The sequence below is a fragment of the Kitasatospora sp. NPDC059803 genome (genome assembly GCF_042732255.1).
Classification (GTDB): Bacteria; Actinomycetota; Actinomycetes; order Streptomycetales; family Streptomycetaceae; genus Kitasatospora.
Genome location: NZ_JBHWIJ010000002.1, coordinates 19,599 through 37,650, shown reverse-complemented (window position 1 = coordinate 37,650; position 18,052 = coordinate 19,599). Strand labels below are relative to the sequence as shown.

Annotated in this window: 13 protein-coding genes and 1 pseudogene; 4 read left to right on the top strand and 10 right to left on the bottom strand. The window is 74.1% G+C overall.

The annotated features are described in order from the left end of the window. The 7 genes and pseudogenes from ACFV6I_RS00780 to ACFV6I_RS00750 form a co-directional block, all read right to left on the bottom strand. Window positions 1-373, bottom strand: a pseudogene (locus ACFV6I_RS00780) (hypothetical protein); the annotation flags it as partial. Continuing rightward, window positions 370-1,662, bottom strand: coding sequence for a hypothetical protein (locus ACFV6I_RS00775; protein ID WP_380423153.1), 1,293 nt, complete (start codon window positions 1,660-1,662; stop codon window positions 370-372). The pseudogene ACFV6I_RS00780 and the gene ACFV6I_RS00775, both read right to left, overlap by 4 nt. Further along, window positions 1,659-4,184 carry a hypothetical protein gene (locus tag ACFV6I_RS00770; RefSeq protein WP_380423152.1) on the bottom strand — a complete coding sequence of 842 codons (2,526 nt, stop codon included), beginning with the start codon at window positions 4,182-4,184 and terminating at the stop codon, window positions 1,659-1,661. Before ACFV6I_RS00770 ends, ACFV6I_RS00775 begins: the two co-directional genes overlap by 4 nt. A 71-nt stretch (window positions 4,185-4,255) precedes the next feature. Continuing rightward, window positions 4,256-5,056 carry a hypothetical protein gene (locus tag ACFV6I_RS00765; protein ID WP_380423151.1) on the bottom strand — a complete coding sequence of 267 codons (801 nt, stop codon included), beginning with the start codon at window positions 5,054-5,056 and terminating at the stop codon, window positions 4,256-4,258. A 375-nt stretch (window positions 5,057-5,431) separates the two neighbouring features. Beyond that, entirely contained in the window at window positions 5,432-7,222 is a 1,791-nt protein-coding gene (locus ACFV6I_RS00760; RefSeq protein WP_380423150.1) for a hypothetical protein, read from the bottom strand. Window positions 7,223-7,855: 633 nt separating this feature from the next. Beyond that, window positions 7,856-8,134 (bottom strand): dsRBD fold-containing protein, encoded by a 279-nt coding sequence (locus ACFV6I_RS00755; protein ID WP_079135306.1) that lies wholly within the window; start codon window positions 8,132-8,134, stop codon window positions 7,856-7,858. Window positions 8,135-8,184: 50 nt separating this feature from the next. After that, entirely contained in the window at window positions 8,185-8,373 is a 189-nt protein-coding gene (locus ACFV6I_RS00750) for a hypothetical protein (protein WP_380423149.1), read from the bottom strand. 305 nt (window positions 8,374-8,678) lie between these two features. On the opposite strand from ACFV6I_RS00750, the gene ACFV6I_RS00745 reads away from it, so the two are divergent. Then, window positions 8,679-9,665 (top strand): Acg family FMN-binding oxidoreductase, encoded by a 987-nt coding sequence (locus ACFV6I_RS00745; RefSeq protein WP_380423148.1) that lies wholly within the window; start codon window positions 8,679-8,681, stop codon window positions 9,663-9,665. A gap of 332 nt (window positions 9,666-9,997) precedes the next feature. On the opposite strand, the gene ACFV6I_RS00740 is transcribed toward ACFV6I_RS00745, so the two are convergent. Then, window positions 9,998-11,035 carry a zinc-dependent alcohol dehydrogenase family protein gene (locus ACFV6I_RS00740; protein WP_380423147.1) on the bottom strand — a complete coding sequence of 346 codons (1,038 nt, stop codon included), beginning with the start codon at window positions 11,033-11,035 and terminating at the stop codon, window positions 9,998-10,000. A 231-nt stretch (window positions 11,036-11,266) separates the two neighbouring features. Here ACFV6I_RS00740 and ACFV6I_RS00735 point away from each other — a divergent pair, with 231 nt between their 5' ends. Next, window positions 11,267-11,815, top strand: a complete 549-nt coding sequence (locus ACFV6I_RS00735) for a universal stress protein (RefSeq protein WP_380423146.1) — start codon at window positions 11,267-11,269, stop codon at window positions 11,813-11,815. A 42-nt stretch (window positions 11,816-11,857) separates the two neighbouring features. After that, window positions 11,858-12,475 (top strand): hypothetical protein, encoded by a 618-nt coding sequence (locus ACFV6I_RS00730; RefSeq protein ID WP_380423145.1) that lies wholly within the window; start codon window positions 11,858-11,860, stop codon window positions 12,473-12,475. A 60-nt stretch (window positions 12,476-12,535) separates the two neighbouring features. Here ACFV6I_RS00730 and ACFV6I_RS00725 read toward each other — a convergent pair whose 3' ends face one another. Beyond that, window positions 12,536-14,896: a glycoside hydrolase family 65 protein gene (locus tag ACFV6I_RS00725; RefSeq protein ID WP_380423144.1), complete on the bottom strand. Its 2,361-nt coding sequence runs from the start codon at window positions 14,894-14,896 to the stop codon at window positions 12,536-12,538. 218 nt (window positions 14,897-15,114) lie between these two features. Here ACFV6I_RS00725 and ACFV6I_RS00720 point away from each other — a divergent pair, with 218 nt between their 5' ends. After that, window positions 15,115-17,838: a GNAT family N-acetyltransferase gene (locus ACFV6I_RS00720; protein ID WP_380423143.1), complete on the top strand. Its 2,724-nt coding sequence runs from the start codon at window positions 15,115-15,117 to the stop codon at window positions 17,836-17,838. On the opposite strand, the gene ACFV6I_RS00715 is transcribed toward ACFV6I_RS00720, so the two are convergent. Beyond that, window positions 17,793-18,047: a universal stress protein gene (locus ACFV6I_RS00715; protein WP_380423142.1), complete on the bottom strand. Its 255-nt coding sequence runs from the start codon at window positions 18,045-18,047 to the stop codon at window positions 17,793-17,795. The genes ACFV6I_RS00720 and ACFV6I_RS00715 overlap by 46 nt on opposite strands. Between the last annotated feature and the right edge of the window lie 5 nt (window positions 18,048-18,052).

Below are 18,052 nucleotides of genomic sequence, written 5' to 3'. Positions count from 1 at the left end.
TGGTCTGTGCGTGGTTGCGGGGCCCCGCGGGCGCGGGGGGGGACGGGGGGCGGGGGGCGTGGGGGGGCGCGGCCCCGCCGGCCTGCGGTCGCAGCGCGACGCTTCGGCCGGTGAGGACGACGCGTTCGGGCTGGCCCCCGCCGAAGGCCGACTCCACCAGCAGGTGCCCGTCCATGGCCGGCCGGTTGGCTTCGAGCCAGCCGAGCCCGGCCAGCAGCAGGAGCACCAGCAGGCAGCCGATCAGGGCGCCGAAGAACAGGGGGAGCAGCACGCACAGGGCGAGCATGGCCACGGCCGCCAGGGCCAGGGACCGGGTTCGGGAGCCGCGGGCGAGCCACGCGGCCGGGTCGAAACGGTGGTCGGTTCGGTTCACTGCCGCACTTCCTCAAAGTCGCTCGGCAGCTCGCCGAGGGTGTACTCGTGGGATGCGCCACCGTCCACCGGCCGCAGCACCAGCCAGGCCGTCCCGTCGAGGGCAAGCGCGACGCCGACGTGGAACCGCTCATCCGGTGTGCTCGCGGGCAGCCGCGCCGAGCCGGCACGCACGGTCCGCCCGCCATCCGCCTCGCGCGCCCAGATCTCGACCTCCCGGGGGACGTCGCCGGCACCGCCCACGGCGACCGGCCGACCGCCCTCGCGGGCGAAGACCGCGGGCGCCGCGGGGACCAGGGCGCCGGGTGGGCACAGGGTCAGGTCGGCTGAGGTCAGTCGGCCGTGGCGCACTCGTCGGGTGCCGATCACCAGTGCGTGCGGATAGCGGTCCGCGGCGTCGACCCGACCCGCAGCGACCAGGGACGCGCCGAGGACGGCGGCCAGCGCGGGGTCGACCCCAACGGGCAGCTCAACGCAGCCGCCCGGTTCGCCCACCTGCCGGCGCAGGGCCGCCAGCCGGGCCGCACCGCCCACCACGATGGTGGACAGGGCGCCGACGGCGGCCTCGGCCAGGGCCTGCCGCAGTTCCTCGCGCAGTGGTAGCAGAGCGCGCCGCAGGATCCCGGCGGGCACCTCCCGATCGCCGAGCCACAGCACGGGCGTGTCGTCGTGCCGTGCCGGGTCCAGCTCGGCGCGGGCGAGCGAGAGGTCGAGGCGCTCACCGGCTCCCGGGGCCCCGAGTGCCTGTCCCAGGGCCGCCAGTGAGGCCGCGTCGGCTCCGCCCGGCCCGGCGCCGGTCACGGCGGCGTCGAAGGCGGCGCCGTACCCGCCGTGCGGTGGGCGCCGCACGGTCCGCAGCACCGTCAGGCGGTGCGGCGTGAGTGAGCACACGGTGACCTCCACCGCCACGGCGCCCAACTCACACACTGCCCACGTCCCCTGCTGCGCCCCGCCGTTATGGCGCAGCAGGGCGAGCACGGCCACCGCCGGGCGCAGCAGCCGAGGCGGCGCAAAGGTGTCCGGGTCCGTCCCGAAGCATTCGACGATCACTCGGGAGTAGGCCGCCGACTGCGCCGGCGGGCAGAGCAGGACGACGGCGTCCGGCGGGCCGTGGTGGGCGAGGAACGCGGCGCAGCCCTCGGCCAGCACCAGTTGGCCCGCGCGGCCGGGTGCCACCGGCAGGCCCTCCCCGGGGACGGCCCCCTCCAGATCAGCCAGGACGGGGCGACCTGCGGCGTCCAGGTGGGCGAACCGCACGAAGCGCGTTCCGACGTCGATGGCCAGGCTCACCGCTCCTTCTCCCGTCGCCCAGGAAGTAGGTTTCGCCACCTGCCGTCGCGCGCGCCGGGCTGCGGCAGCGGGGCAGCGCCGCCGTCGGTCTTCGGTTGCTGGGTGCCGTATCCCAGTGCCCGCAGGGCCGTCTCCAGTCGCTGGAGTTCCCGTTCGGAGTACCGCACCAGCTCCGCCCGCAGCGGCGCGGTGTCCCTCCGGTCGGCGATGTGCTGGTAGAGCTGCGTCGCCAGGTGTGGCGAGCGATGCCACAGCTCCTGGGCCAGGCGGTCCAGCTGCGCGGCCGGCCACCGTGCCAGCACGGGCAGGACATCACTGGTCAGCGCCGAGGGCAGGGGGCCGGAGCCGGCCGCCGCGGCCAGTGCCTCGCCCAGCCGCCGAGGGTCGGGTTCACCGTGCAGCAGGCCGGTCAGCGTGGCGGCGGCAGCGATCCAGTGCAGGTCGGGCAGTGCTGTGAGGCCGGCCAGGGCGCCGCGCGGGATGCCTAGGGTCAGCCAGCTGCGATCACCTGCCCGCAGCCGCTTGGCCAGGGCACGCACCAGGGCGGCTTCGGTGCGTACCTGCCGCGCCAGGATCCGCTCCAGCACCCGCCACCGCCCTGGGTCGGGTCGGTCGCCGAGCAGGGCGTCGACCACGGTGGCCGTGATCTCGTCGGGCAGCAGGGCCAGCCGCTGCTCCAGCGCCCGGGCGTAGCGGTCCGTCCAGTCCTCGTCGAGCGGATCCGGGTGTGCCAGATGGCGTTCCAGTGCGGCGAGCGGTGTGCTGGCCCGGCGCTGGTCGGCGGCGAGCCGGATCAGGTCGAGGTCGGCCGAGAGGCCGGCGTCGTCGCCGTGTGGCGCAGCCGCTCGGCCTGGGCCGTCCAACTGCGCCAACTGCGCAGCCAGCGCCGGGGCTTGCGAGCTGACGGCGACTTTCCAGAACATCGGCCACAGGCTCTGGAGCACCGCCGGACGTCGGTTGGCCGCCGCAAGCGCGAGGATCTGCCGCCACCGCTGGCCGCCCCCCGTCCTCGCGAAGTCCTCGGCGTCGCCGGGGGACGGGTCGCCCGCGGCCGGCAGGGCGCTGAGGTAGGCGGCGTAGCGCAGCCAGCCGGTGCTCTGCCGCAGTGGCAGGTACCGGGCCTGCGCGAGGAGGCGGCTGAGCACGTCCGGGTCGAAGGGCCCGTGGTCGAGGGCGGTCCGGGCCCAGGCGTGGCCGACCTCGGGGTGCTCCACCAGGCTGCGGTCGGCACTCGTCGCCTCGGCGCCGAAGGCCCGCTGGGCCCGCCAGGCGAGCGCGCCGCGCCAGGCGTCGTGCCGCTCGCCCGGTGCGCCGTTCGCAGTGGTGTCCAGCAGGGCGTCCAGCAGCCTGGTGAAGGCGGGCGAGCCGGGCCCGCGCAGCGTCCGCATCAGGGCGAGGCAGGCCAGCGCCCGGTCGTGGTCCGCCGTGGCGGCGGCCTCGGTGAGGATATCGTCGGCCACCCATTGTGGGATCTCCTCCCGCCAGTGCCGGCCCAGCAGTTCGGCGGCGCCGCTGTCCTCTCCGTCGGTGGTCGCGGGGGCAGCCCTGGGGGTGGTGGCGGCTCGGAAGAGGAAGCGCAGGAGGACGCCCGCCCGACCGGGGTCGAGCCCGGCCGGGTGGGGCAGGGCGAGTGCTCGGCCGACGTCCTGGACGCGACCGCCGCCCGCCCTCACCTCGGCGACGACGGAGTCGAGCAGGTCCACCTCGCGCAGCGCGCGGAACGCGCCGGCACTGTCGCGCCATCTGAGCGGTTCCCGGGCTGCCAGGAGGTGGCGTACGAGGTCGGTGGTGGAGAAGCCCTTGCGGCGCAGGCGCTGCAGCTCGCCCAGGTACTGGCCCGCGCCCGCCTCCGCGAGGGACGCCGGGACGGGCTCGCCATAGCGGACCTCGGTCTGGGTGGAGCGGGCTGACTCGGCGAAGGTGAGGGTGAGCTGGTGCTCCGCCGCACCGCTCCACGTGGCCGCGCTCAGCCAGCGCCGACAGCCGTAGGGCAGCAGCGCCCCGATGGCGTCCACCAGCCGTACGCGCTCATCAGGCGGGGGAAGCGGCCGGCCGGCCGGGGTGACGGCTACGAGGTGGCCGCCGAGCAGCAGGGCAGCGACGGTGGCCGCCCAGTCGAAGCCCAGGTCGCTAACCGCCGTGGCGAGCGCTTCGGCGGAGGCGGGGACCAGACTCAGCGAGAGCGGGGTGTTCTGCTGGTGCTGCGGCCAGGGTAGGGCGTCGGCCGCGTCGCCCAGCGTGCTCCAGGTGAGACCGGCACCGCTGGCCTGGGCCCAGTCCAGGAGCAGTAGCCGGGAGGTGATGATCGGCGCGCCCGTCCCGTCGAGGCTGCCGTCCCAGTCGTGCTCCACCATGGCGCAGGCGGCCGAGGCCTCCCCGTCCACCCCGCTGAGGAAGACCCGCCAGGGCAGTTCGCCGGGGCCCGCGCGATGGCGCACGGACGGTGTGCCGGTCTGCGCGCCCCACAGCCAGCGTCCGGCGCGTTCCGGGGGCAAGCTGCCGCCCAGCACCTCGTATCCCATGGCCTCCCCGGGACGCTTTCCAAGCACGGCCCAGTGCGTGATGAAAGGTTCGGTCGCCTGCTGCACAGTCGTCACCGCCGTCGATTCCAGCGGCGTCCGCCGCTGATCCTGCGCTCCAGCTCGATCAGCGGCTCCAGCACGTTGATCGGCTGCGGTTCGGTGGAGATCCGCGGCTGTCCGTCGACCAACTCGACTTGGGCGTAGTGACGGTAGTCGAAGATCTGCGCCTCGTTGAGGCGGAAGCCGATGGCCGAGGAGGCGTAGTAGCTGATCCGGTCGGGGTGGAAGTAGCCGTTCAGCGCGTCGCGCACGAGTCTGGTCGTGGAGCCGCGGAAGGTGTCGCAGAGCCAGTCGAAATAGCCGGCGCTCAGGTGCTCGGGGACCCGGGGTATCCGCGCCCCGACGCCGTCCTGCGTCACCCAGCCGGCCTCCACCGATGGCCGGAAGAGTTCCGGGTCGTCGAACTTGGCCACGCAGACGGCGACATGGTGAGGAAGCCGGTTGCGCAGCAGGCCGCCCTGGTCTCGGACCCGCGAGTTGACTGCGGTGAGCGTGGCGTAGAAGAACTGCAGGCTCTGGGTGGCCCGTTCGCCGTCGAGCAGCGGGTCGAAGAGGTAGACCAGGCCTCGGGCAGCCGCGAGTTGGTCCACGATGGCGGGGTGCTGGGGGTGATCGGGCCTGAAGGACTCGCCGCTGACGTCGTGGACGTCGAGCACGAAGCCCACCTCCCGGGGCCCGCCGATCAGCCGCGGCTCCTCTCCCTGGAACGACCATGTCATCCGCTCCACGCCCACCGACGGCCCGGGGAAGCCGCGTTCCAGAGCGAGCAGGTCGACACCGCGCGACAGGAAGGCGTTCGCCTCAGTGCTCATGCCGCTGATGATCCAGTTGCCGCGGCCGTGGCGGGCGTGCTGTATGGCGGCGATCGGCACTGACGACAGGAAGGTGGTCTTGCCCGAGCGTGGCGCCCCCCACAGGCCGATCCGCACCATGGGGTCCGCGCCGCCGACCCGGGGCGACTGTGGGATGGGAACCGGCCCCAGATTCCCGTCCATTGACTGTGCCCCCCCGGGGCCGTAGGAACCGCCGGCGTTCGCTCCCCGCGGTATCGACCCCGCGGGGCCGCCGGACCGGGGACCGTCCCAGGAAGGCCCCGCAGCGCCGTCCCCGAGGCTCCTCTCCTTGTTCGGGTCGGACGGTAACGGCTGGCTGGACGACATCGGCTGCCTCCTCGGCAGGGCTACAGATCAGAGAAGCGGGTGGGCCAGCGCGAGTGCGCAAGGTGCGCCTTCGACTTGCCATCCGGGCAGCAGCCGGCGGACAGCCAGGGCCGGAGAGTACCGCTGGTCGAAAACACCGTCAGCACCCAGCTCCGCCCACGCATTTGCGCCGTACTGCTGCAGCAGCCGGCCCACCCGGTCCGTCACCAGGTCGTGCGGGGGACCGTCCCGCCGCACCAGTACCTCGACGCCGGAGCTACGCAGCGCCGTCAGTTCGCGGCGCCAGTCGACGCCGAGCGGGCAGGCCGGGACGCGCCCGTATGTCGCCGGCTCCCCTGGCGGCCGACGACCGAGGACCAGAGCACGGCGCTCGGTCGGCAGTGCGCCGACGGTCGAGGCCGCCAGCAGTCTCAACGCCCCGAGCGCGTCCTCCAGGGCGGACACGGTGTCCTGGTGACGCTGAAGCGGCTGCCACCCGGCGAGCGCGGCCAGCGCGGCGGCGGGCGTCCCGAGGGCAACGGTGCGCAGCAGGGTGCGCCGCGGCGTGTAGGGGCTCTCACGCACGCCATGGTCGTAGTAGCCCACCGCGGCGACGGCCGTGTCCTGCCGTTTCTCGGCCATCAGCGCGAGCACTTCGCGGGCGAATCCGAGCCGCTCGACGACCTCCTCCGGCGAGGCTCCGTAGGAGAGTTCGACGGCAAGCAGGAGATCGAGGCGAGAAGGTCGACGCAGCCGGGAGGGCAGGCCGTCGATCAGCTCGGCGACATCGGCGGGGCCGGACGGCTCAGCTGCCGAGCCGTCCGGCAGCAGCATCTCGACCTCGCCAGGTCCGCGCAGTACGAAGGTCAGTTCGACGGGTCGCAGCGCGGGCAGCCGCACGCGGTACGTCGCTACGGCGCGCCCCCCTGACGGGGTGTCGCGTCCGGCCAGGATCGGCAGAGTGACCACGGCGCCGTCGTCCAGACCGCCATGCACCGTGACGGCCATCGAGGCGGTCCCCTCGGGCCGCAGTCGCGCTCCGGCCTGAAAGAGCAGCCTGGTCTGCGGCCGCACCGCGCCGCTGTCTTCGACGGCGGCCAGCAGCAGCTCGTGGTCGCGGCGCAGTGGAGCGGCCCGCAGCAGCCGGCGCACGCCCGTGGTGCCACCGGGTGCCGGCCCGATCTCCGCGTCTGGCATCCGCAAGGAGCACAGCACGGCAGCCGCTCGGGCCAGCAGCAGCCAGTCCGGACGCTCCGACAGTAGGACGATCCGCAGGCCGGCTTCTGGCGGGAGCAGGTGGGCCAGCAGGCGGCGGACGCCGTCGTCGAGGGCGGTGCGGTCGACGGCTGGCAGCTCGCCGATGCCACCGGCCAGCTGGAAGGCGCGGGTGGCGGGGTCAGCGGCGAACTCGGGGACGAGAGATTCCCAGAGCGCACCGCCGGCGTCCTGAGCCCGGGGGATGCCGTTGCGGTCCGTGGTCGCCTTGATCAGGCCGATGCGGTCGACGGTCAGTTCGACGAACCAGAGCGCCGCGTCGGGCTGCCCGACCAGCTCCGCCAGAAGGTGTTCCCAGCTCGTCCGACCGCAGGGCGCCGCCTGGGCGGTTTCGCCGTCGGATGATGCGGGGTCGGGGGGCATCAGGGCGGCGAGGGCGCGGGCATTCCACCGATCGCGTGCCGCGCGCAGCGCCCGATTGTCGCGCCGCAGCTCCTCCTCAGTCGGCGTGCCGAGGAAGTGATCGCCGTCGAGCCGCCAGGCGCAGACCGGGCACTCGCCGCCCTCCCCGGGGGTGCAGCAAACCGGACAGCCCTGCTCAAAGCCGCCTGAGCCCCCGCTCAACGCTCGCCCCCCAACTCAACAGGTGCGACTCTCAGGAAACCCGGCCGAGAACTGCCGCTACCTCCAACCGCCTCCTCATGGTGGCACAACCCGGCTGCACGGCAAGACTGTTCCCGTAATTGGGGTGTCCGCAACGGCCCTGACAACTGGGGCAGCTCCCGGCCGGCCACGGAAGGCGTCGCCGACCTCGGACTTTCACGAGGCAATGATCTGGCCCCCATGTTCAGCGAGATCACTCGCCGGAGCGGGCCGCGGCTTTGAAGGGGGCGGCGCGGTATCCGGGGCGGTGGTGGGCAGGGCGGGGGTCAGATCGGATGGGTCGGCGACCACCTCGCCCCAGGACCGAATCGTCTCCACCCGCGGCACGGTAACGACCCGCTCGACATCGGGCCAGGCCAGTGGTGGCTGTGTCCCCCGCAATGGTGAATCATCACACCGGTCCGTCACCAGTCCAGCGTGTGCCGGCCGTCGGGCAGCCACCCGCGCAGCTCACCGTCCAGGACGGCGGCCATCTCGCCGGTGGCTTCGGCACGGCTTGTGAACGAGCAGCCCCAACAGGACGTAGTCGTCCACCTGCCTGATGTTCTCCAGCTACCACGGTTCGCGGAAGCTCCGCGAACTCTACGGGCCCGATCAGCCCGCGAGGGAGCGGTCGTTGGCGGCGGCGTCCGCGATTCCGGCGCGGAGGAGCTGGTGGCCGAGGTCGATCAGGGCGCGGGCGGCGGCGTACTCGTCGCCGATCTCGGGGACGAGCGGGTCGTGCGGGTTACGGCGGGCGGTGGTGCGGGACTCCAGGGTGTTGTCGCCGGTGTCGAGGACGGCGTGGACCTTGGTGGTGTCACCTTCCTCGAAGAGGTCGAGGCGCAGGCTCCACCGCTTGGTGCGTATCGGAGTCGTGGTGTTCGTGCTCATGTCCGGTCCTCTCGGGGCCGGGCGGGCTCGGGCCCGCCCGGCCGGTCAGGTCAACCGCCCCGCGTGATCTCGATCGTGCGAGCGGGCTTTTCGGTCGCGCCGATCGGTGCGCGGACGGTCAGGACGATGCGGCCGGTGTCCGGCAGGACCTCGGGAGTGAAGCGGGACACCGCGATGGTGCGTCCGCTGGTGGTGCGCATCAGCTGCTGGGTGGCGGTGCGGGAGTCGTCGGTCAGCACGGCCGTGGCTCCGGTACTCAGGGCCCGGCACGATGAACCGGACCTCTCCCGTCCAGCAGACTGCCGCCGGGTGCGAGACAGCAGGGCTGTTCGGCCCTCCGGTGGGCCCTATCTGCGGTGGCCGGCGCGGACCTGTCCGACGAGGCCGGACGCATCGGTGAGCATCGGTGCCCGCTCGGTCGTGAGACCAGGGCCGTAGGACCCTCGCCCGGCGCCACCGACCCGACGGATGCTCGAATCACCGGCGCTCCCCGCCGGGAGCCGGGAGCTGGGAGCCGGGATCCAGGAGCCGGGAGTGAATCATCATGACCACCGAAACCGCCCTCACCATCGCGGACCTGCATCTGCTGGCCGAAGCCGGAGGCCTGGCGCCGTCGCTGCACAACAGCCAGCCCTGGCGCTTCCGCCCCACGTCCGACCGGCTCGGGCTGGAGGTCCACGCCGACCTGAGCCGGGCCGTCCAGGCTGCCGACCCGGACCTTCGGGCGCTGCACATCTCGATCGGCGCTGCCCTGTTCAATCTGCGCGTGGCCGCCGCGCGCCTCGGCCGCGAGGCCGCCGTCCGGCTGCTGCCGTCCGGCGAAGGCGCGCAACCGTGTGCCGTGCTCGACCTCTCCACGCAGGCCCGCACACGGCAGCCCTTCGGCGCCGACCTCTACCCGGCCATCGCCGGGCGCCACTCCAGCCGGCAGCCGTTCACCAACCGGGACGTCCCCGAGGCACTGATCGCCGACCTCATCTCGGCGGGCCGGGACGAAGGCGTCACGCTCACCGTGCTGGAGGAGGACGGGGTGCGTCGCGTGCTCGCCCTCACCTCCGAGGCCGAGGCCGCGATGGCCGCCGACGTCACCCGCGAGGCCGAGACCCGCCGCTGGCTACGGCTGGAGCCCTCCTACGACGGCATCCCGCTGGCCGCCCTCGGCTCGCACGACCGCGACGCCCGCGTCCCGATGCGAGGCTTCGCCGGACACCCGCCGCGCCATGCCACCCCAGCCGAACGCTTCGAGGCGCTGCCGCAACTGGCCACCCTCACCACCCACCTCGACGGCCAGGCCGACTGGCTGCGCACCGGACAGGCCATGGAACGGGTCTGGCTGCTCGCCACCGACCACGGCCTGCGTGCCTCCGTCCTGCACCAGGCCGTGGAGATCCCGGACACCCGCTGGCGTCTGCGCGATACGGACGAGGGGCCCGGGTACGTCCAACTGGTGCTGCGCCTCGGCTACGGCCCGCCCGGTGTGGCCAGCCCGCGTCGGCGGGTCGAGGACATCCTGGACCCGTCGGAGGAGTAGTCGGATGTCCGCCGGCCCGTCTTTTCAGGGGGAGACGGGCCGTATGGCGTGGCGTCGAGGGGTCGAGGGAGGGGGTTGGGGAACCGTGCAGGCGTGCACGGTCAGCCGGGCGGGCTCGCGAGCGTGGTCATCGCGGGATCCGTTCCACCTACTCGGGTGCGACGATCGGAGGGCCGTCGGGGCGGATGACCCGGCCGCTGATCCCGGTGGGCCCCGATGTCTTCGAGGGGGCGGCCCACCGCGACCGGGGCCGCCCGCCGCCAGACCTCGGTTGCGAGCCGATCGCGCCGCGCGCATGGCGCCACGGTTGTCGGGGCCCGGTCCGCCTTCGCCTACTCCGGGACGAGCACCGCGACCCCGGTCACGCGGTCCGCGGCGAGGTCGGCGAGGGCCGCGTCGGCGTGCCGCAGCGGGTAGCGGCGTACGTGGACCACCGGGCGGGTCCGGGTGGCCTCGGCCAGGTAGGCCTGTCCGTCGGCCCGGGTGTTGGCGGTGACGCTGCGCAGCGTGCGTTCCTGGAAGAGGTGCCGCTGGTAGTTCAGTGGCGGGATGTCGCTGAGGTGGATGCCGGCCACCGCGAGCGTGCCGCCCCGGTCCAGCGCCGCGAGCGCGACCGGCACCAGTTCGCCGACCGGGGCGAAGAGGACGGCGGCGTCCAGCGGTTCGGGGGGCGGGTCGTACGAGTCGCCGGCGAACTCGGCGCCGAGCTCCAATGCCAGCCGTCGGGCCGCCGCACCCCGGGTGAACGCGGCCACCCGCGCGCCCCGGGCGAGGGCGAGCTGGGCGGTCAGGTGCGCGGACGCGCCGAAGCCGTAGATGCCCAGGAGCCCGCCCGGCGGCAGCTCGGCCCGCTCCAGCGCCCGGTAGCCGATGATCCCGGCGCACAGCAGCGGGGCGAGCTCCTCGGCGGGCGGCCCTTCGGGCAGGCGGTAGGCGAAACGGGCGTCCGCGACCACGTGGCGGGCGTAGCCGCCGTGCCGGTCCCAGCCGGTGTAGCGCGAATCCGGGCAGAGGTTCTCCCGCCCGGTCCGGCAGTACCCGCAGCTGCCGCAGGTCCGGGCCAGCCAGGCCACCCCGGCGCGGTCCCCCACCGTGAACTCCTCGACCGCGGGACCGACCGCCCGCACGCGCCCGACCACCTCGTGCCCCGGCGTGCACCGCGCCACCCGGGGAGCGAGATCCCCCTCCGCCAGGTGCAGGTCCGTCCGGCACACCCCGCACGCCTCCACCTCCACCAGGATCTCCCGCGATCCGGGCGCGGACAGCGGCCGCCGCTCCCACACCAACGGCCCCGGGCCCGCCCTACCCACCGGCCCCGGCTGCGCCACGACCCAGGCCTCGGTCTCTCCCGGTGCTTCTTCGGTGTTCATCGCTGCCTCGCGTGTTGTGGCCCCCTCGCTTCAGGATCATCCCGGCAGAGCAGCCGCGCACACGGGCGATCCTGTCCCTACCTCCATGGCGTACCACTGTGGGCGGGGCTGTACAGGGGCCGGACGGCCCCGGCCCTGGGGCCCGCCGGTCCAAGCGGCGGGTACCCGATAGCCGGTGTGCTGGGGAATGCAGACGCAGTGGAGGGCCGGCGCTGCACGGAGGTGAACGAAGTGAACGGCATCGACCGGACGACGGACGAGCGGCGGATCGTCGTCGGCGTGGACGGCTCGCGTCCGTCCCGAGCAGCGCTGCGCTGGGCTCTGGGGGAGGCCCGGCTGACCGGCGCGGTCGTGGAGGCGGTGACCAGCTGGGACGAGCCGGGTGTCTACGGACGGGGCATCACGGTGTCCCCGGAGGAGTCCGACGCCGTCGCCGGGTCGGAGCTCGCCGAGGTGGTGATGCGGGAGACGGGCCGGTGCCCGGGGGCCGTCGTGCGGCAGCGGGTGGAGCACGGCAGTGCCGGCGAGGTCCTGGTGAAGCTCTCTGCGGGGGCCGCACTGCTGGTGGTCGGCAGCCGAGGCCTCGGCGGCTTCGTCGGCGCGCTGCTCGGCTCGGTCTCCCGGTACTGCGTCCGGTACGCCCGCTGCCCCGTGGTCCTCGTCCGCGGCGACTTCACGGCCGGCCCGGCCGGGGACGAGCGACCTGCAGCGAAGGACCCCTCGGGCCCGACACCAGGGCCGTCAGGCCCTCGGGAGGCGGAAGCGGGCTCGGCAGACTGATCTGCGAGGGCACATGCCACCCCGGCACGGAGGAGGCGCGCCATGTCCGTCGCAGCCACCACACACAGCCACCCGGCCCCGCGCACGTCGCTGCGCCAGCACGTCCGGCGGGCCGTCGGTCTGGACCTCAATCCGCTCTGCCGCCCGGTGGACCGGACGTACAGCCGGTTGGTGGCCGCGCTGGCATTGACGGTGCTCGCCACGCTCGTGGTGGCTCTGGTGGCGGCGCTCCTGGTGTTCGGTGCGGGGACGCACACCGCGCAGCAGGTCGCCAGGCACCGGCACGTCGTCACCGCCGTCACCACGGGTCCGGCCCAGTCGGACGACCTGCGGGAGGGAAGCCCGCGGGCGCATGCTCCGGCCCGCTGGACGTACCCGGCCGGGCCGGGTGGCGGGACCATCCCGGTGCCGGATGGCACGCCGGCCGGGACGGCCGTTGTGGTCGGGCTGAACGACGCCGGGAACCCGGTCGGCGCCCCCAAGGAGGTCGCGGGGATCCTGTCGGACGCCGCTCTGGTGGGCCTGGGTACGGTCTTCGTGCTCGGGCTGGCTGCGGAGGGCGGCTTCGCGCTGTGCCGCCACCGGCTGGAACAGCGGGCGGAGGACGACTGGGAGTCAGCCTGGGAGCAGGTGGAACCGGGTTGGTCCGGGCGGCGGTGAAGGCCGCTGTCAGAGGGCGAGTCAGGCTCATCAGCAGAACCACCAGTCACATCATCACTGTCAGAGGTGGAAGCGGCGGGCCTCGCCCGGTCGGATCACGGCTTGTGTGCCGCGCAGCCGGATCAGGACCGGCTCTTGGCGGTCCTCGCGCAGGCTCACCGTGACCGTGCGGCGGTCGACGGTGATGGTGAGGCCCCAGTGGCCGCGGTAACGCAGGTCGAGGTCCAGCCGGCTGAGGGCGGAGGGCAGGTGCGGGTCGAGCCAGAGGGCGTCCTCGCGGACCTCCAGACCGGTGTAGCAGCGCTGCAGCAGGTCGACCGCGCCCGCCATCGCGCCCAGGTGGACGCCCTCCGCCGTGGTGCCGCGCTGGCTGTCCCGCAGGTCTGCCGCCAGGGTGTCGCGGAAGTACCGCCAGGACGCGCGGCGGTCGGAGCGGGTGAGCACCCAGGCGTGCACCACGGAGCTGAGCGTCGAGCCGTGGACGGTGCGCCGCAGGTAGTAGTCCGTGGTGCGGCGGAGCAGCTCGTGGCCGGCGGGGTAGCCCAGGCGCCGTAGCAGGTCGCGGACCTCGCGGGCGGAGAACAGGTACCAGAGCATCAGGGTGTCGGCCTGTTTGGACGCCTTGTAGTGGTTGACCGTGTCGCCCTCGGCCTCCAGGATGCGGTCGAGCCGGCGCAGGTCGGGGTAACGGCGCCGGTAGGCCGCCCAGTCGAGCTCTGCCAGCTGCTGGTAGCCGTCGAACTGGCTGAGGACGCCTTCGTGGAACGGGATGTGGAGGTGACGGCCGACCTCCTGCCAGCGGTCCAGCTCCAAGGCGTCGAGGGAGAGGCGCTCCAGCAGCTCCTCGCGCCGGTAGCCGGGCAGGACGTCCAGCGCGTCCTGGGCCCGGGCCAGCACCCACGAGGCCAGAAGGTTGGTGTAGGCGTTGTCGTCCAGACCTGGCCGGTCGGCCCCGGGGTAGGCGTCGTGGTACTCGTCGGGGCCGAGCACACCGCGGATCGACCAGCGCCCGCGTCCCCGGTCGTAGCTGGCGGCGGAGGACCAGAACCGGGCGATCTCCAGCAGCGTCTCGGCGCCCGCCGAGGCGAGGAAGTCCCGGTCCCCGGTGGCCTGGTAGTACTGCCACACGTTGTAGGCGACTGCGGAACCGACGTGCCGCTGGAGGTGGCTGTGGTCGGGGAGCCAGCGGCCGGACAGCGGGTTCAGATGGAGCTGCTGGGATTCCTCGCGGCCGTCGCTCGCGCTCTGCCACGGGTACATCGCCCCGCGCAGGCCGATCCGGTGGGCCTCCTGGCGGGCGGCGTTCAGGCGGCGGTGGCGGTAGCGGAGTACGGCGCGGGCGAGTTCGGGGAAGCGCAGGTTGAGCAGCCGCAGGACGAACAGCTCGTCCCAGAAGACGTGCCCTCGGTACGCCTCGCCGTGCAGTCCGCGGGCCGGGACGCCGACGTCCAGGTCGATCGAGTGCTCGGAGTAGGCCTGGAGCAGGTGGAACAGGTTCAGGTGCAGCGGACCGGTGCCGTCGAAGTCGGCCTCGATCCGGCAGCGGCGCCACAACTCGGCCCAGCGTACGGTGTGTTCGGCCAGCAGGTCGTCGAAGCTCCCGGCCTCGGCGGCGAGCAGCCGGGAGGCGTGCAGCGGGGTCTCGATCGCCCGGTCGCGGGAGGTGTGCAGCGCCACGGTCTTCTCCACCGTGACCGGTCGGCCGCGTTGGACCTGCACGGTGAGGACGTGGGCCGCCCAGCCGTCGCGGCACTCGGCCGTCACCTCGGCCCGGTGCGCCCTGGTCCGGGCGCAGAGGGCGATCCGGAGGGGAGAGCCTGCCGCGGCGGCCTCAAGCCAGAGCAGCCCGTCTCCCTCCACGCCTTGGCCGAACGAGGCGAAGTGGCGCTCGGCCAGTCCGCCGTAGCGGGTGACGCCGGTGTTGGCGACGTCGCCGTCCAGTGCCGAGCGGACTTCCAGCGCACCCGACCAGTTCTCCGGGGTGTACGTGCTCTCCAAGGCGAGCAGGTGCGGTCGGGCCTGGCTGGCGAGGCGGCGCTGGACCAACCGGGTCCGCCGCCCCTGGCCGTCGACCACGAGGGCGGTGCGGGTCAGCAGACCCCGGCGCAGGTCCAGCTCCACGGTCTGCTCGGCGGGCGGGCCGGCGAACCAGGCGCCGCCGACCGGGCGGAAGGTCAGCGGCAGCCAGTTCGGGCAGTTGACCAGGTCCTCGTTGGTCACCACCCGCCCCGCGACTGTCGACTCGGCCCGGTCGTAGCAGCCCGCCAGGTACGTCCCCGGGTAGTGCACCCCGTCGGCGACCGCCTCCGGCGCGGCACCCCGGCTGACCAGGTAGCCGTTGCCGACCGCGCACAGCACCTCCCGCAGCCCCTCCTCGGCCGGGTCGAAGCCCCGGTGGCGAAGGGTCCAGGGATCGGGCATGACGGGGTACCCCGCCGGTGTGTCGGTTGCCACGACGAGACCTCCGCTGCCGACCGGCCTGACCCCAGTCTGCGCAACACCCGACCGGCCCGCCCCTCGGACGGCGCACGGCCGGGCCGCCGGTCGGCCGGGCGGGCGGGGCCGGTCGGCCCTCCCGTGGCCGTGGCCGGGCGTGGAGGCTGGAGGAGACCGATCGGCGAGGGCCGAGGAGACGCGCCATGTCCACCGTTCATCCGCCGCGCAGTACCGCCGAGGCGCTGCTGGCCGACGGCACCACCGTCGGGATCCGCCCACTCGACCCGCAGGACCACCAGGCGGTGCTCGACCTGCACACCACCGGGATGTCCGAGGAGAGCCGTCGGATGCGGTTCTTCGGGGTCAGCCGCACCGCGCCGGGGCAGACCGCCGACCGGCTGTGCGGGCCGCCGCGCCCCGGCCTGCTGGCGCTCGGCGCCTGGGCGGGGGAGGAACTGGTGGGCGAGGCGGACTGCGAACTGCTGGACGACCCGCCGGAGACGGCGGAGCTGGCGCTCGCGGTGGCCGACCCCTGGCACGGCCGAGGTGTCGCCACCCTGCTCCTGGAACACCTCGTGCACGCCGCCCGGGCGGCAGGCATCCGCGCCTTCGAAGCCGACACCCTGTTCGGCAACCGCGCGGTGCACAAGGTCTTCGCCGACCTCGGCCTGCCCGTCCAGCGCCGCTTCGCCCAGGGCGAGGTCAGGCTCCGGGTCCCGCTGGAGGAGACGGACGAGCGTTACCGCCTGGCGGTCGACGACCGCGGGCGCCGGGCCGACCTGGCGAGCCTGACGGCGTTGCTGCGCCCGGCCTCGGTCGCGGTGGTCGGGGCGTCCCGCCGGGAGGGGTCGGTCGGGCGGACCGTCCTCGGAAAGATCCGGCAGGGCGGCTTCGCCGGACCGGTCTGGGCGGTCAACCCGCACACGGACGAGGTCGGCGGCGAGCGCGCGTACCCGTCCGTCGGCGCGCTGCCCGCCGTGCCGGACCTCGCCGTGCTGGCCGTGCCCGCCGCCGCGGTCCCGGGGGTGGCCGAGGAGTGCGGCGCCGCCGGGGTCCGGGCGCTGGTGGTGCTCACCTCCGGGCTCTCGGCGGAGGAGGCCCGGCGGCTGATGGGTGCCTGCCGCCGACACAGCATCCGGCTGGTCGGGCCCAACAGCCTGGGCATGGCCCAGACAGACCCCGCCGTCCGGCTGGACGCCGAGTTCGGCGGCGCCTTTCCCCGGCCCGGTACCGCTGGGGTGGCCGTGCAGAGCGGCGGCGTGGGGATCGCGCTGCTGTCGCGGCTGGCCTGGCTGGGCATCGGAGTGTCGAGCTTCGTGTCGCTCGGCGACAAGTACGACGTCAGCGGCAACGACCTGCTCCAGTGGTGGGAGGCGGACGGTCGCACCGACCTCGCGCTGCTCCACCTGGAGTCCTTCGGCAGCCCGCGCGCCTTCGCCCGTACCGCCCGCCGCGTGACCCGGACCGTCCCGGTGCTCACCGTCGACGCCGGACGCTCGACGGCCGGCCGCCGGGGTGCGGCCTCGCACACTGCGGCGGCCGCCACTCCCACCGTGACCAGGGAGGCGCTGTTCCGGCAGGCGGGTATCACGGCCACCCGGAGCATCGAGGAACTCGTCGAGGCCGCCGCCCTGTTGCACGCCCAGCCGCTGCCCGCTCCGCGCGGGGCGGTCGCTGTGGTGTCCAATGCGGGCGGTATCGGCATCCTGGCCGCGGACGCCTGCGCCGACGCCGGCCTGGTGCTGCCCGAACTCCCAGCGGAACTGGGGGAACTGCTTCCGTCCGGCGCCTGCGTCCGCAACCCGGTGGACACCACGGCGGCCGTGGGTCCGACCGAACTCGCCCTTTTCCTGCGTGCGTTGGAGCGCGAGGAGGCCGTCGACGCGATCCTGGTGTGCCTGGCACCGACGGCGCTGTGCGACACCCCCGCGCACGAACCGGTGCGCGCCCTGCTGGAGGGCCCGGCCCGGCGCCGCGTCCCGGTCGCCGCCGTGCTCCTCGACCAGCAGGTGCCCGTCCGCTACCGCGGTTGCGCCGACGGCGGCATGCTGCCGGCCTACTCCGACAGCCTTGCCGCAGCCCGCGCCCTCGCCCACGCCCGGGACCGCGCCCGGTGGCTCGCCGAAGCCCCCTCCGCACCCGCCGAAGCCCCGGACTGCGACCAGCGCGCCGCCCGCAGTCTGATCGACGGCTACCTCGCCGCGCACCCCGAGGGAGGCTGGCTCGACCCGCTGTCCACCGCCGACCTGCTGGAGGCGTACGGGCTGCCGCTGACCGTCTCGGTATGGGCCCGGGACGAACACATGGCCTCCGTCGCCGCCACCGGTCTGCGCCGGCTCGGGCACGAGGGGAAGGTGGCCATGAAGGCGTACTGGCCCGGCCAGGTGCACAAGAGCGCGCTGGGTGCCGTCCGCACCGGTCTGGCCGCCGATGCCGAAGTGCGCTGCGCCTACCGCGAGTTCGCCCAGAATTTCGGTCCCGAACTGGCCGGGGCGGTGATCCAGCCGATGGCGGCGCCCGGGGTGGAACTGCTCGCCGGCGTGGCCCAGGACCAGGTCTTCGGCCCGCTCGTCGTCCTCGGGATGGGTGGCACCGCCGCCGATGTCCTGGCCGACCGGACGGCCCGGCTCGCCCCGCTGAGCGAGCGCGACCTGACCGCCATGGTCGCCGAACTGCGCAGCGCACCCCTCCTTTTGGGCAATGGCGGGGCGACTCCCGTCGACCTCGCGGCGGTACGGTCCGTCCTGGCCCGGCTGTCCCGGCTCGCCGACGACTTCCCGGAGCTCGTCGAGGCCGACCTCAACCCCGTCATCCTCCGCCCCGACGGCGCGGTCTGCGTGGACGCCCGGGTCCGCCTCGAACGCAGGCCGTCCTTCGACCCCTACCTGCGGCGGCTGCGCTGGCCGGCGGCCGCCGAGGGGGAGTGAGCACCATGAAGCACAGCATCCCGACGGCACGTCGGCCGACACCTTCCCGGCCTCCGGTTCTGCGCGGCCGCGGACTGCCGTTGGGCGGCCTCGAAGGCGTGGACGAGCCGTAGGTCCGCCCGTCGGCGGAAGGCCTCGTCGACGGCCCAGTCGACTGCGGCCCGGCTCCGGGTCGACGGGTCCACACCCACGACGACGAATCGGTTCATCGGCG

Coding starts and splice junctions, on each gene's coding strand:
- ACFV6I_RS00770 (WP_380423152.1), bottom strand. CDS start 4,184: ATGGGATACGAGGTGCTGGGCGGCAGCTTGCCCCCGGAACGCGCCGGA.
- ACFV6I_RS00765 (WP_380423151.1), bottom strand. CDS start 5,056: ATGAGCACTGAGGCGAACGCCTTCCTGTCGCGCGGTGTCGACCTGCTC.
- ACFV6I_RS00755 (WP_079135306.1), bottom strand. CDS start 8,134: ATGAGCACGAACACCACGACTCCGATACGCACCAAGCGGTGGAGCCTG.
- ACFV6I_RS00745 (WP_380423148.1), top strand. CDS start 8,679: ATGACCACCGAAACCGCCCTCACCATCGCGGACCTGCATCTGCTGGCC.
- ACFV6I_RS00740 (WP_380423147.1), bottom strand. CDS start 11,035: ATGAACACCGAAGAAGCACCGGGAGAGACCGAGGCCTGGGTCGTGGCG.
- ACFV6I_RS00730 (WP_380423145.1), top strand. CDS start 11,858: ATGTCCGTCGCAGCCACCACACACAGCCACCCGGCCCCGCGCACGTCG.
- ACFV6I_RS00725 (WP_380423144.1), bottom strand. CDS start 14,896: ATGCCCGATCCCTGGACCCTTCGCCACCGGGGCTTCGACCCGGCCGAG.
- ACFV6I_RS00720 (WP_380423143.1), top strand. CDS start 15,115: ATGTCCACCGTTCATCCGCCGCGCAGTACCGCCGAGGCGCTGCTGGCC.
- ACFV6I_RS00715 (WP_380423142.1), bottom strand. CDS start 18,047: ATGAACCGATTCGTCGTCGTGGGTGTGGACCCGTCGACCCGGAGCCGG.